This window comes from Vibrio sp. CAU 1672 (assembly GCF_029223195.1).
Classification (GTDB): Bacteria; Pseudomonadota; Gammaproteobacteria; order Enterobacterales; family Vibrionaceae; genus Vibrio.
On the sequence record NZ_JARHUF010000002.1, the window covers coordinates 51,496 to 64,535 of the forward strand.

The window sequence follows — 13,040 nt, forward strand, 5'->3', positions numbered from 1 at the left end:
GACAAGAGGTTAGTTATGAGTTTTAACATCGCACTTAGTGGCCTGGATGCGACCAATACAGAGCTGAATACCATCAGCCACAACATTGCTAACGCGTCTACTTACGGTTTTAAAGAGGCGCGTACTGAATTTTCTGCTGTTTACAACGGTATTCAGCCTGGTGGGGTAGAAGTGGCGTCCGTTTCGCAAAACTTCGATAAAAATGGTTCTGTCACCGGTACCGGCCGCGCAATGGATCTGGCGATCAATGGTAACGGTTTCTTTGTGACTAAAGACAGCATGGGCCAGACGCTGTACACCCGTGCGGGTGTCTTTGCTACCGACAAAAACAATAATATCGTTGCGAATACCGGGGCCAAGCTGCAGGGTTACAGTGTTGACAGTAACAACACCCTGATTCCGGGTTCAGTGGGTGATATTCAGGTATCGACCTCTTCTCTGGCGGCAAAAGCCACCAGCAAGCTGGACTTTGTGGCTAACTTTGATGCCAGTCTGAACGCCGTTGACCAGACGGTTTACCCATTTGATCCGAATGATCTTAACTCCTTTAACTCGTCACGCAGCACCAAGGTGCATGACTCTTTGGGTAACTCCCATACCTTAACGCAGTACTTTACCAAGACTGCCGATAATAAATGGGAAATAAATGTACAGGTAGACGGTGGCGCGGCGCCGGTGAAAACCATCCCGGTTGAATTTAATAGCGATGGCTCGCTGGCATCACCGATAGGTTCGTACACTGTTGATTTTAAAGCCCCTGGTGCTAACGATGTATCGATTGATGTGAGCCTGGATGGTAGCACGCAGTTTGGTGCGGCCTTCGGCGTCAGCACCAACAGCCCGAATGGTTACACATCTGGTGATTTGGCAGGTGTGCGGGTTGAAGATAATGGCATGGTGTACGCGACCTATACCAACGGCCAGTCTCAACTGCAGGGCCAGGTGATCCTGGCGGATTTCGCTAACCCACAAGGCCTGACAAAGGCCAGTGGTACCTCATGGACTCAAACCTTCACCTCTGGCGCTCCGACCATGGGGGTTCCGGGGACAGGTACCCTTGGCGATTTAACGCCGAGCGCGCTGGAAGGCTCGAACGTGGATCTGACCAGTGAGCTGGTCGCACTGATGTCGGCGCAGCGTAATTACCAGGCTAACGCGAAAACCATCTCAACCAGTGACAAGCTGACACAGGCACTGTTTAACGCGATTTAACGGAGCGGGTCATGGATAACTTATTATTTACTGCCACCTCCGGCGCAAGCCGGGTTATGAAAGCGCAACATGTACGTTCGAACAACTTATCGAACGCTGATACGGCCGGCTTTCGTGCGGATATGGAACGGGTGCAAAGTGTTCAGTTGCAAGGTGCGGGATTTGATGGCCGAACTATGGTGGTAACCAACTCGGCCTCGACACGCTTTGACTCCGGCGATTTGGTTAAAACCGGAAGACCACTTGATGTTGCGATCATGGGGGACGGTTATCTGGCGGTTGAAACGCCGGGGGGCGGGGAAGCCTATACCCGTGCGGGTAACATTCAGGTCGACACCTTTGGTGCCATGAGCATCAACGGCTTTCCGGTTCTGAGTGAAAATGGCCCGATGTTGTTGCCGGATTACCAGAAAGTCGAAATCAGTGAGCGTGGCCGGGTTTCTGTTATTCCACCAGGCGGTGGCGCAGAAATCGAAGTGGGAACCTTAAAACTGGTTAATCCTCCGATCAATCAGTTGCAAAAAGAGAGTGACACTTTGCTGCACAGTACGGAAGGCGATCAGTTCCCGGTCGATGAGACTGTGCAGTTAGCACCTGAACATATTGAGGGTAGTAACGTTTCTGCGATTGACGAGTTAGTTGGTGTGATGTCTCTGACTCGTAACTTTGAGATGCAAGTGCGAATGATGAAAACCGCAGAAACGCTGGCACAGGCAGGCAACAAATTAATGGCGGCGAGATAATTCTCGCCACAAAGGAGAATGAATAATGCATTCAGCTTTATGGGTAAGTAAAACCGGGATGGCAGCCCAAGACACTAAGATGACTGCCATTTCTAACAACTTAGCGAATGTGAACACGGTTGGTTTCAAACGTGACCGCGTGGTATTTGAAGACTTGTTCTACAGCATTCAGCGTCAGCCTGGTGCTCAGGTTGACCAGGTGAATGAACTGCCAAGTGGCGTCCAGCTCGGTAGCGGGGTACGTGTGGTCGGCACGCAAAAAGTGTTTACCCAAGGTAACTCTCAGAACACCGCGCAAGATATGGATTTGGCGGTAATGGGACAGGGTTTTTTCCAAATTGAAAACTCAGACGGTCAAATCATGTACACGCGCAACGGCCAGTTTCACGTGAATTCGGAAGGCTTGATGGTCAATAGCCAGGGTCTGCCGCTGGAACCTCAGATCCAGATCCCGGACAACGCGGTGTCTTTCTCCGTTGGTGTCGATGGAACGGTCAGTGTGACAAGTGATGGTGATCCAACGCCGATACCGCTGGGCCAGATCACCTTAGCCAAGTTCATCAACCCGGCAGGTTTAGAGGCTGTCGGTGGTAACTTGTTCCGTCAAACGGAGGCCAGTGGCCAGGCGGAAGAGCTGATTGCCGGTCAAGATGGTGCGGGCAGCATTAAGCAAGGCGCTCTGGAAGGCTCTAACGTACAGGTTGTAGAAGAGATGGTGGATATGATCACCACGCAACGGGCGTATGAGATGAATGCCAAAGTGGTCTCTGCCGCGGACGACATGCTGAAATTCGTCTCGCAATCGATGTAATTAAAGTGGTGATGATGAAGGAAAAAGCAATGAAATGGCTTTCTAACAGTTGGGCAGTAGCCGTGGTGTTGTTGGTGGGGTGTGCCGGGCGTCAGGAATTTATTCCACCTGAGCCGGATACTGAAAAATTTGCCCCACCACAACTGGATTACGCTTTACCCGAAGCAAAATCAGGCAGCCTTTATCGTCACCAGTACACGATGACGCTTTTTCAGGATCGCCGTGCTTACCGTGTCGGCGATATCCTGACGGTATTATTGTCTGAAGAAACCGAATCGAGCAAAAAAGCCGGGACCAAATTTGGCAAGAGCTCCAGTGTCAATTTTGCAGCACCAAGCATCGGTAGCAAAACCTTCAATGAGGCAGCGGTTGGGATCGATGGCAGCCGGGATTTTGATGGCAGCGCATCGAGTTCACAAGGTAATAAACTGCAAGGTGCGATCACCGTGACCGTCCATGAAGTCCTTCCCAATGGGGTCTTGCGTATCAGCGGCGAGAAATGGCTGCGCCTAAACCAGGGCGATGAGTTTATCCGCCTGACCGGGATCATACGAGTCGATGACATCAGTCGCAGCAATCAGGTTTCCTCCCAACGTATTGGCGATGCTCGTATTACTTACGCTGGCCGCGGTGCTTTGGCAGACAGCAACGCAGCCGGATGGCTGACGCAATTCTTTAACAGCCCATGGGTACCATTCTAATGAAGCCACACAATGTATTTCTTACCACTCTTCTGATCGTGCTGACATTAGGCATTGCTTCCCCGTCACAGGCGGAAGTAAGAATTCCGATCATGGACTTAGTGGATGTACAGGGTATCCGGGAAAACCAGTTAGTCGGTTACGGTCTGGTGGTTGGCCTTGATGGTCAGGGTGACCGCAACCAGGTCAAGTTTACCTCTCAGTCGATCACCAACATGCTGCGCCAGTTCGGTGTGCAGATTGATGACGGTATGAACCCTAAGTTGAAAAATGTGGCGTCGGTGAGCGTGACGGCCACCGTCGATCCGATGGCTGGCGCAGGCCAGACGTTAGATGTGGTGGTGTCATCCATTGGCGATGCAAAAAGCTTGCGTGGCGGTACGTTACTGCTTACCCCGCTGCGAGGTATTGACGGTGAGGTGTATGCCGTGGCTCAGGGTAACGTCGTAGTTGGGGGCCTTTCAGTGGAAGGCAAAAGCGGTTCTAAAATTGCGATTAACATTCCCACTGCCGGACGCATTCCCAACGGTGCCATGCTGGAACGGGAGATCCACACCGACTTCAACGAACGCGACGAGATCACTCTTAACCTGCGTAAACCCAGCTTTACTACAGCGAAAAATATTGCCCGGGAAATCAACGCTACTTTTGGTCCGAATGTCGCCGAGGCAGTGAACAAAGCCCGGGTAAACATGCGGGCGCCTAAGGATGCTGGCCAGCGGGTGGTGATGATGTCGATGCTTGAGGAGATGAGCGTGGTCGAGGGCAGAAAACCCGCCCGGATCGTGTTTAATTCCCGTACCGGTACGGTGGTGATTGGTAAAAATGTCAAAGTCAGTGAAGCGGCGGTCAGCCACGGTAACCTGACGGTAAGCATTTCTGAGTCCCAGCAAATCAGCCAGCCGAATGCGTTTGCAAAAGGTGAAACTACGGTGACTGATCAGACCCGTATCGATGTGGATGAAGAGCAGGCGCAGATGGTGATTTGGCCTCCGGGTACCGACCTTAATACCATTGTGAATGCCGTGAACAGTTTAGGTGCGACTCCGACGGATCTGATCTCAATTTTGCAGGCCTTGCATGAGGCTGGTGCGCTGAATGCCGAGCTGGTGGTGATTTAAGGAGGTAGGGATGAAGTTAGACAGTGCAGGTGATCAAGCCCAGTTGAACTCGATGCTGTATCACGACAACAATGCGCTCGCACAGATCAAACATAGTGATGATCAGCAGGGGGCTTTAGAAGCGGTAGCCGGTCAGTTTGAAGCCATGTTTTTGCAGATGGTGCTGCGCCAGATGCGCAGCAGCAGTGATGTACTTGCGGCAGAAGACAATCCATTTTCCAGCCAGCAGCAGGGCGTTTTCCGCGATATGTACGATGGCCAGCTGGCCATCGAACTGGCAAAAAAACAGAACTCTGGCATTGCCAATATGCTGATTAAACAGCTTTCACCCTCGATGAGGGAAGTTGCGTTCGAAGCGTCAAAGTATGCGGTGCCGGCAAATGATGCATCAATGCCAGCAGCTAAAAATCTGGAATCAAAGTCACATTCTGAAGTGACAGAGCAACTGATGTCAGTGAGCGAAGTTAATCCTGCTCTGCAAGCGGTCGCCTCTGTTAGACAAGTGCTCGGTGAAGCCGGTATGACGACCGCGTTTTCTCAGCCGTTGATCAGAAAGATGGAGCTGTAAATGAATCTTGTTAATATTGCCCTCACCGGGCTCAACGCCAGCCGCGTTTCCTTGGATGTTACGGCACAAAACGTGGCCAACGTTAATACGCCGGGCTACAGTCGCCAGCAGGCTATGACGGCTTCTGTCGGTGGAGGGAAATATGATTATTCCAGTGCCGGTTCCGGGGTTGAAGTGACCAGCATTCGCCGTGTGACGGATCAGTTTCTGGTTAAGCAGGTTTGGTCAACCAACAGTATGACGGCCTATGCCGAGGGGTATACGGGCTCAATGAGCCAGCTTGAAAACACGCTCGGCGCGGACGGTTTCAGTTTGTCGGCTGGTTTGGATACCCTGTTTGCGGCGCTCAACGACGCAACGGTTAAACCAGAGTCGATACCTTACCGCCAGCAAATTATCAATGAGTCGGAAGCATTGGCGCGTCGGTTTAATACCTTGACCGAGTCTTTGCATCATCAGCACAAAGACATGAGTGATCAACGCACAGCGGCGATTTCCCATGCAAACAGTTTAGTAAGCAATATTGCTCAGGTTAACAAACAGATCGTTGAAATGCAGGGAACCGGCGGTAACCCTGCCCACCTGATGGACTCGCGTGATGCGTTGATCGGTGAGTTAGCAAAAGTGGTTGAGGTAAAAACGACCGATCAGCCTGACGGGAGCCTCCAGGTAACGTTGAGTTCGGGTCAACCACTCGTGATGGGAGCAGACTTCGGTCAGCTGAAAGCCGTGCCAGACCAGGCGGACCCATATGCCGCTGACCTGCATATTCAGTTTGGCAAGCAGTCGTTCGGCATCACCGGATCGGTAGGGGGCAAACTCGGGGCGATTTCCGACTACCAGTCGGAAGTATTGATGCCGTATCAGACGGCGATTGACGACATGGCGAAGGCTGTGGCGGATGAGTTTAATGCGGTCCTGGCTGCGGGCAAGGATCTCAAGGGTAATCCTGGCACTGCGCTATTTGTTTACGACCCGGATCATCCAGCGGCAACGTTAACCATCTCTGATATTGATCCGGAGCAGCTCGCGTTATCCAGTGACGGCACGCCGGGTAATGCTGATGTGTTAAACGACTTGATTGCGATTGGTAATAAGCCTGTAGCCATTACTGGTTTTGGTTCATTGAGTGTCAATGATGCTTTTACCGCAATGGTCGGGGAAACAGCAATCAAAGCACGTCAGGCGGATGCTGATTACCAGGCTAAGTTATCGATGAGCAAGGAGTCGATCGCGGCTCGTGACAATGTCAGTGCGGTCAATAGTGATGAAGAGGCAGCCAATTTAATGACGTTTGCCAACGCTCACAACGCCAATATGAAAGTGATCAGCACGGCTAATCAGTTGTTTGATTCTGTGCTGCAGTTATTCTAAAAGGAGCAAACCATGCGAATCAGTGATACTCAATTCAGCCAGATGATGCTGCAAAGTTTGCAAACCAATAATGCCGGTCTGGGTAAAGTGTTGGAGCAGATGGCAACCAGCGAGCGCTTGACCAAGCTTTCCGATGATCCTATGGCGTCGATCAAAATGCTCAACCTGGATCGCGAGGGTAGCGCAATTCAGCAATACCAAAGCAATATTGCCAATGTGAAGACGACCTTATCCAGTCAGGAAGCGTATCTTGATACGGTCAATGAAAGCCTGAAAAGTATGCGTGACCTGGTTTTATGGGGCTCTAACGGGTCTCTGTCTGATGCAGACCGACAAGGGATGATCGTTGAACTGAAAGGGTTGCGTGACTCAGTCGTTTCCTCATTCAATGCCCAGGATGAGCAGGGCCATTACCTGTTCTCTGGTACCAAAACCGACACGGCAGCGCTGAATAATGCCACTGGCAGTTATGTCATCGATGGTAACAGCGACAAACGTGTGGTGACAGTGGCAAAGGGAGTGACCATGGAGTCAAACCTGACCGCTCAGGATATTTTAGACTTAGGCGGCGGGCAGAACGTGCTGAACCAGATTGATGCATTGATTGCTGAATTTGAGAAGCCGAGTCCGAATTTTACAACCACAGTAGACACAACGCTGACGGCTATTGATGATACGCTGGCAAATGTGCTGGGCGGGATGGCGGAAATCGGTGGTCGCCACAACAACCTTGATTTGATGGACAGCGCCCATGGTGAAAGTAAATTATTTGTCGATAAAGTGACCAATTATCTTTCGGCTCTGGACTATGGTGAAGCATCGGTACGTTTGAGCAACTACATGGCAGCGTTGCAGGCCACCCAAGCCAGTTACGTCAAAATTAATGATCTCAACCTATTTGATCGTATTTAAGGTCAGGAAATATTTCTATGGTAATGAGCACAGTAGAGGTTAGGCCACACAGTATTCGTCTGACGGGGCAAGAACAAACCTCTATCATGCCAACGCGTTCTGCTGATAGCAGCAGCGTGGTGACACCACGTTCAGCCCCGGCTCAAGCTGACTCTCCTCTGGCATATTCCGTTTCTGGCGTGTTGCTGACCCAGGGGCAACAACACGCGACCTCGGTGCAAATCGCATCGAAATCGCTGCAGACTATCGGTAAAGAACTGACATCAGTGAAAAGAAGCCTGACTCAGGCGCTGAACAAAGGTGTGAATAACGTTCCGGGGTTACAGGAAAACTTAGCTCGTTCAAAAAAAACCATTCTGCAAACTGTAGAGCATGCTCGTTTTGACGGCAAGAAAGTGGTCGACAACGAGCTCAATCTTAAACTCGACAGGGCCGATATTCGCCGCTTTTCAATACCGGGGCTTAATGTACAGCGGTTAACGGACAAAGCTGAACAGATTCGTCTGGATTTTCCGCAGGGACAATCGGTGATGATCCGGTTTGATGGTCAGTCTGATGGGCAGCGAACCGTCAAAATGCTCGACAGAAGCTTAATCGCGATGGGAATGCGGGCCAGTTTAGCTGATGATGGTACCGTTTTGTTCGAGGCTCGCGAAGGTGCTTACCAGCAAATGCAAGAAAAAGTATTTGTTACGGGAGAGGGACACCGGTTCCCGGCAGGCCAGGCCAATGTTCTCAATTTAAAAGCCGAGCCTGATGGGATCGCGGAGTTAAAGATTGATCTTGGCTCGCGCGATGGGATCAAACAGACCATCGCCAAAGTGAACCAGCATATCAGAAAGGTGCAGACTAGCCTGGAAGATGCTAAGGCATTTAACGGTGATCTGAACGCACAACTGCAGTCACTCCAGAGCAAAACTAACCTGCCATCTGTCGCAGAAGTGAACCAGAAACTGGAACATCTCCAGACCACCTCACATCAGTTTACTTCCGCATTTCAGGCGCTGAACGCGCAGGCCAATGTACGTCGTCACACTGTTGTGGCATTACTTAAGTAGGTTGGATAAGGCCGCTGCAATCAGCGGCCTTGATGGACATTCCAGGCCTCTCTTATGCACTCTAAGTGCAGCGATAACCTCCTTCACCATAACGCTTATCAAAACCGTAATGCCAACAGCGCCTTGCTGGAACAAGGCGGTGCACACGACAGCGGCAAGCGTTGACCCGATATAATTTCATTTTACCCATGTTGCGATAACCTCAGTTTAGCCCTGCTTCGCTATCAATTTGTTTTATTGGTATTTTTATCAATTATCTACAAGAATAACTTAAGAGCGCCAAGAATCCTGATGAGATTTCTGGCATTTTTGCATTGACGTAACGAGGCAGGATCGCAATACTGCGCGACCGAATTCACTATAGGACAGGGCATGGCACCACAACCGAATCGTAAAGACCTACATCTGCAAGCAGTTTTGCACCATGATATGAACATGAAACATAAAACCGCGGGTTTTGAGTCAATTGAGTTCGAACATTGTGCATTACCAGAATGTGACTTTAACGCCATTGACTTGTCGACGACATTTTTCGGCCACGCCCTATCGTTGCCCTTTTTGATCAGTTCGATGACCGGAGGGGCGAAAGATGCCGAAGCAATCAACTGCCGCCTGGCCCAAGCAGCCAGTGAGCTTGGAATAGCTATGGGCGTGGGATCTCAGCGTATTAGCCTGGAAGACAGCCTGCACTCAGGTTTGGGTCAAACCATTCGTGAATATGCTCAGGGTGTGCCTTTGTACTCCAACCTGGGCGCAGCGCAGCTATGTCATGCAAACAGTGTTGACAAAGCGCAACGTGCGCTTGAATTTGTTCAGGCCGATGGGTTATTTATCCATCTCAACCCGATGCAAGAAGCTTTTCAGCGCAAGGGGGATCATAACTGGGCGGGTATCCTTACTGCGATTGAATCTCTTACCCTGCAAATTGAGGTGCCGGTGATCATCAAAGAAGTCGGGTTTGGTATCAGTGGTGCCGTAGCTCAGCAGTTGGTGAATGCCGGGGTCGATGCGATTGATGTCGCCGGAGCCGGCGGCACCAGCTGGTCAGCGGTAGAAGGGCACTGTCATAGCGATGCAAGAATGCAGCAGGCGGCGGAGTTGTTTCGTGACTGGGGCATCCCGACGGCGGTATGCCTGGAGCAGATTCGTCACCGCTACCCTGACTTACCCTTGATCGCATCCGGAGGCATACAGAATGGTTTACAAGCAGCTAAAGCAATCCACCTTGGTGCGAACTTAGTCGGGCAGGCGGGCGCGGTGATCAAAGCGGCCACGATCAGTACCCAGGCGGTTGTTGAACACTTTGAGCAAATGGCGTTAGAGTTGCGTTTGAGCTGTTTTGGCACTGGCTGTGCGGTTATTGATCAGTTGAAAACGGCCAGGCGTGTATAATGTTCTGCCCGAATTTTCATCATGTTAACACGGTTGTTTATACTTACGGTATAGTTCATTGAAAGGATTAAACTGGAAACGTTGATTATGAAAAAATTAGTAATGTTGTTGGTAGGGCTGACGCTGACCGCTTGTCAAAGCGAGGTGGGAACCGAAAGTTGGTGTGACCAGATGCGCAGCACGCCTAAAGGCGAATGGACGGCAGAAAATGCAGTCGATTTTGCCCAGTACTGCATTTTGCAGAACAGCGTCGGCAGTGAGCAGTGGTGCGAGGACATGCAAGAGAAACCCAAAGGCGACTGGACCGCGAATGAAGCTGCCAGTTACACCAAACACTGTATTTTTTAACTAAAAACACCGCGACTTATCGCGGTGTTTTTCTTAACAGTACGGCGATATTACCCGTTATCATCTGTGTTGCCTGCGAGCTGGGTTATCCGAAAATCGCCGAAACAAAGTGTCATGATGTTGATTATCATCGCTTAAACTGCGTCTAAAGTTAATTTATCCGGACTTACGGTATTTATTGCCTGAAAGTTAACTAAAACTCCTTCATTAACCGTTTGTATTCCGCATCATCTGCATACATTTTGTGGAAAATTTTGTATTTAGCGTCATAGAACTGCTTGATTCTCTCCGTTTGTGGCATAACGCTTTTGCTGATACGACTCATCGCATTCATTGAGTCTGGAATATCGCTATAGAAGCCAGCGGCTACGGAACCTAACATCGCAGAACCCAACAGTACCGCTTCGCTTTCTTCAGGTAGTAAGATCACACAGCCCGTTGCGTTAGCGTGCTCTTGGAGGAATACGCTGTTCTTCGTACCTCCACCGCAAGCCATAATGGTATCAATGGCATAACCTGCGTTGTTCATTACGTCGATAATATGCCTTGTGCCCAGTGCTATACCCTGGACTGTGGCCAGATACTGCAGCGCCATATCATCAAGTGTCTGCGACATTCTAAGGCCGGTAATGGTACCGGTTAAGTGAGCGTCAGCTCGAGGCGAGCGGTTGCCGTGGAAGTAAGGTAATACGTGAATGTCTTTGGCCAGAAACGCGATATCTTCTTTGTTGCCCGCCATTTCTAACAAGCGGTCATTGAGTAACTGATAAACGGTTTTCCCCTGTTTACTGGCTTGGTCTTTTGCACTTTTATACAGGGGGTGGGAGGTGATGATATGGTCGATCAGAGCCCCCGTCGCTGACTGGCCTCCTTCATTAAGCCAGTAGCCGGGTATCATCGCACTGTAGTAAGCGCCCCACACACCATCAATGAAGCGTGCGGTTTTTGATGCCCCCATATGGCAAGAGGAAGTGCCCCCAATTAAGGCTAAGCGTTTATTGAAATCAGCTTTCTCTCCTGTCATGCCAGCAGCTCCCAACACGCCAATACCGCCCGCGTGAGCGTCGATGATTGAGGTACCTACTGCTGTACCGGGGATCAGGCCCAGATCATCAGCTGCGTGAACGGTCAAACCATCACCGACAGGCTGGCCCATTGGTAAAATTCGGTTACCGATGGTCTCAGCATTGTCGTTTAATAAGTCTCCAAGACCAATGAGATCGAAAAAACTCTTATCCCATTTACTCTCATGGCCAAGGTAAGTCCATTTACATACGGTCGAACACAGTGAACGGCTGGCATCAAAGGTTGCTTTCCACGTCAGGAAATCTGGTAAATCAAAGAAATAACCCGCTTTCGACCAGGTGTTAGGCATGTTTTGTTTCAGCCACAATAGCTTAGGGGCCTGCATTTCTGGTGAAATGCGGTTGCCGACGTAAGCCAACACCGGGTGCGCTGTTCTGTTGATACGATCCGCTTGTGCCATTGCCCGGTGATCCATCCACATGACGACATTTTGCTCACTACGCCCTGTCGGACTCACGGTTAAAGGCTGGCCATTTTTGTCTAATACCACCAGTGAGCAGGTGGCGTCAAAGCCGATTCCTTTTACTTGGATTGGGTTTATGTTGGCCTGTGAGACGGCGTCTTTGACCGCTAAGCACACACATTGCCATATGTTGTCTGAAGATTGCTCTACAAAGTCTGCCTGAGGTTTGAACATTAGTGTATCACGCTTTGCTTCACCGACTTTACGACCTTCTGCATTAAAAACCCCAGCTCGCGCGCTGCCACTGCCTACATCAACGCCGATAAAATAAATACTCATATACTTCCCCGTTAAGCCTTATTCTTTTGTAAGAAGATAAATAGGATCAAGATGCCGCCCCATAGCGCCATAGTGAGATAGCTGCTCACTCCCAGTAAATTCAGACCACTTTCCAGTGTTTGCAACACAATCAGTGCAAGGCCAATACCAATGATGCGTCCAAAGCCACCATCCGGATTAATTCCGCCTAAAACAGATGCAAGAATGGCAATCAGAAGGTAAGACTCACCATAACCGGCTTTCGCAGAATTAAATTTTGCCATCATCACAATGGCAGCCACCCAACACAATAAGGAAGAGAGGATGTAGACGTACAGCGTTGCCCTTGGTGTATTGATGCCCGAAAAACGGGTTGCTCTCTCGTTAGAGCCCATTAAGTAAATTGTTCTACCTAAACTGGTGTGTTCGAGCAGAGCCCACAAACCGACGGCAAACGCGATAAACCAAATCATCGGCATCGGGACACCGAATAGTGAGCCATTGCCCAGAACTAATAGCGCTTGAGGAAAGCCGGAGATAACACTACCGCCGGAGATCAGGACATTTAAGCCGTTGATGAGGGTCATCACGCCCAACGTCGCCAGAATGGGCGATACGCCGACATAAGCAATCAATGCCCCGTTAAGCAGTCCAATGATAACAGCCGTCACCAAACCGCCGACTAGCGCTAAAATGAGCATCGCCGGGCTATCAGGAGCCTGGGTGATGAGGCTTGCCATTACCAGGCCACAAGCGTTGGTTGTGGCAATGATCGCAAGGTTAATCCCTCCGGTAAGCATGCAAACAGCCATCGCGAGTGCTAATAAACCGAGCAGGGGCATTTGCGAAGACATGGATTGCAGGTTATCAGTTGAAAAGAAAGCTTGCCCACCTGAAATTGCCATCACAGCCAGGATACCGGCTAAAATTATTAATAAGTAACGAATGTTCTTATCTGTTGGCAGTTTTAAACTATTAAGCACTTGTTCCATT

Annotated in this window: 13 protein-coding genes; 11 read left to right on the forward strand and 2 right to left on the reverse strand. The window is 50.2% G+C overall.

Going from position 1 to position 13,040, the window contains the following annotated elements:
* The first annotated feature begins 15 nt into the window (after window positions 1–15).
* From flgE to P2G85_RS02555, 11 genes are all read left to right on the forward strand, one after another.
* A complete protein-coding gene (flgE, locus tag P2G85_RS02505; RefSeq protein WP_275862543.1) occupies window positions 16–1,212 on the forward strand; it encodes a flagellar hook protein FlgE in 1,197 nt (398 codons plus the stop codon).
* A gap of 11 nt (window positions 1,213–1,223) precedes the next feature.
* Window positions 1,224–1,955, forward strand: a complete 732-nt coding sequence (gene flgF, locus P2G85_RS02510) for a flagellar basal-body rod protein FlgF (RefSeq protein WP_275862544.1) — start codon at window positions 1,224–1,226, stop codon at window positions 1,953–1,955.
* 25 nt (window positions 1,956–1,980) lie between these two features.
* Entirely contained in the window at window positions 1,981–2,766 is a 786-nt protein-coding gene (gene flgG, locus P2G85_RS02515) for a flagellar basal-body rod protein FlgG (RefSeq protein ID WP_275862545.1), read from the forward strand.
* Between the two features lie 29 nt (window positions 2,767–2,795).
* The gene (flgH, locus tag P2G85_RS02520; protein ID WP_275862546.1) at window positions 2,796–3,467 is read left to right on the forward strand and encodes a flagellar basal body L-ring protein FlgH; all 672 of its coding nucleotides are present in this window, start codon (window positions 2,796–2,798) and stop codon (window positions 3,465–3,467) included.
* Window positions 3,467–4,588: a flagellar basal body P-ring protein FlgI gene (locus P2G85_RS02525; RefSeq protein WP_275862547.1), complete on the forward strand. Its 1,122-nt coding sequence runs from the start codon at window positions 3,467–3,469 to the stop codon at window positions 4,586–4,588. Before flgH ends, P2G85_RS02525 begins: the two co-directional genes overlap by 1 nt.
* A 10-nt stretch (window positions 4,589–4,598) precedes the next feature.
* Complete coding sequence (locus tag P2G85_RS02530; RefSeq protein ID WP_275862548.1) at window positions 4,599–5,156, forward strand: rod-binding protein; 558 nt, start codon at window positions 4,599–4,601, stop codon at window positions 5,154–5,156.
* The gene (gene flgK / locus P2G85_RS02535) at window positions 5,157–6,530 is read left to right on the forward strand and encodes a flagellar hook-associated protein FlgK (RefSeq protein ID WP_275862549.1); all 1,374 of its coding nucleotides are present in this window, start codon (window positions 5,157–5,159) and stop codon (window positions 6,528–6,530) included.
* A 12-nt stretch (window positions 6,531–6,542) separates the two neighbouring features.
* A complete protein-coding gene (gene flgL, locus P2G85_RS02540; protein ID WP_275862550.1) occupies window positions 6,543–7,442 on the forward strand; it encodes a flagellar hook-associated protein FlgL in 900 nt (299 codons plus the stop codon).
* Window positions 7,443–7,459: 17 nt separating this feature from the next.
* Complete coding sequence (locus P2G85_RS02545; RefSeq protein ID WP_275862551.1) at window positions 7,460–8,500, forward strand: flagellin; 1,041 nt, start codon at window positions 7,460–7,462, stop codon at window positions 8,498–8,500.
* 372 nt (window positions 8,501–8,872) lie between these two features.
* Entirely contained in the window at window positions 8,873–9,892 is a 1,020-nt protein-coding gene (gene fni, locus P2G85_RS02550; RefSeq protein ID WP_275862552.1) for a type 2 isopentenyl-diphosphate Delta-isomerase, read from the forward strand.
* 87 nt (window positions 9,893–9,979) lie between these two features.
* The gene (locus P2G85_RS02555; protein ID WP_275862553.1) at window positions 9,980–10,240 is read left to right on the forward strand and encodes a DUF3012 domain-containing protein; all 261 of its coding nucleotides are present in this window, start codon (window positions 9,980–9,982) and stop codon (window positions 10,238–10,240) included.
* 193 nt (window positions 10,241–10,433) lie between these two features.
* Here the strand turns inward: P2G85_RS02555 and P2G85_RS02560 are convergent, their stop codons facing one another.
* Together P2G85_RS02560 and P2G85_RS02565 are read right to left on the reverse strand one after the other, a co-directional pair.
* Window positions 10,434–12,068 (reverse strand): FGGY-family carbohydrate kinase, encoded by a 1,635-nt coding sequence (locus P2G85_RS02560; protein ID WP_275862554.1) that lies wholly within the window; start codon window positions 12,066–12,068, stop codon window positions 10,434–10,436.
* A gap of 11 nt (window positions 12,069–12,079) precedes the next feature.
* Window positions 12,080–13,039: an ABC transporter permease gene (locus tag P2G85_RS02565; RefSeq protein ID WP_275862555.1), complete on the reverse strand. Its 960-nt coding sequence runs from the start codon at window positions 13,037–13,039 to the stop codon at window positions 12,080–12,082.
* Window position 13,040: the final 1 nt, after the last annotated feature.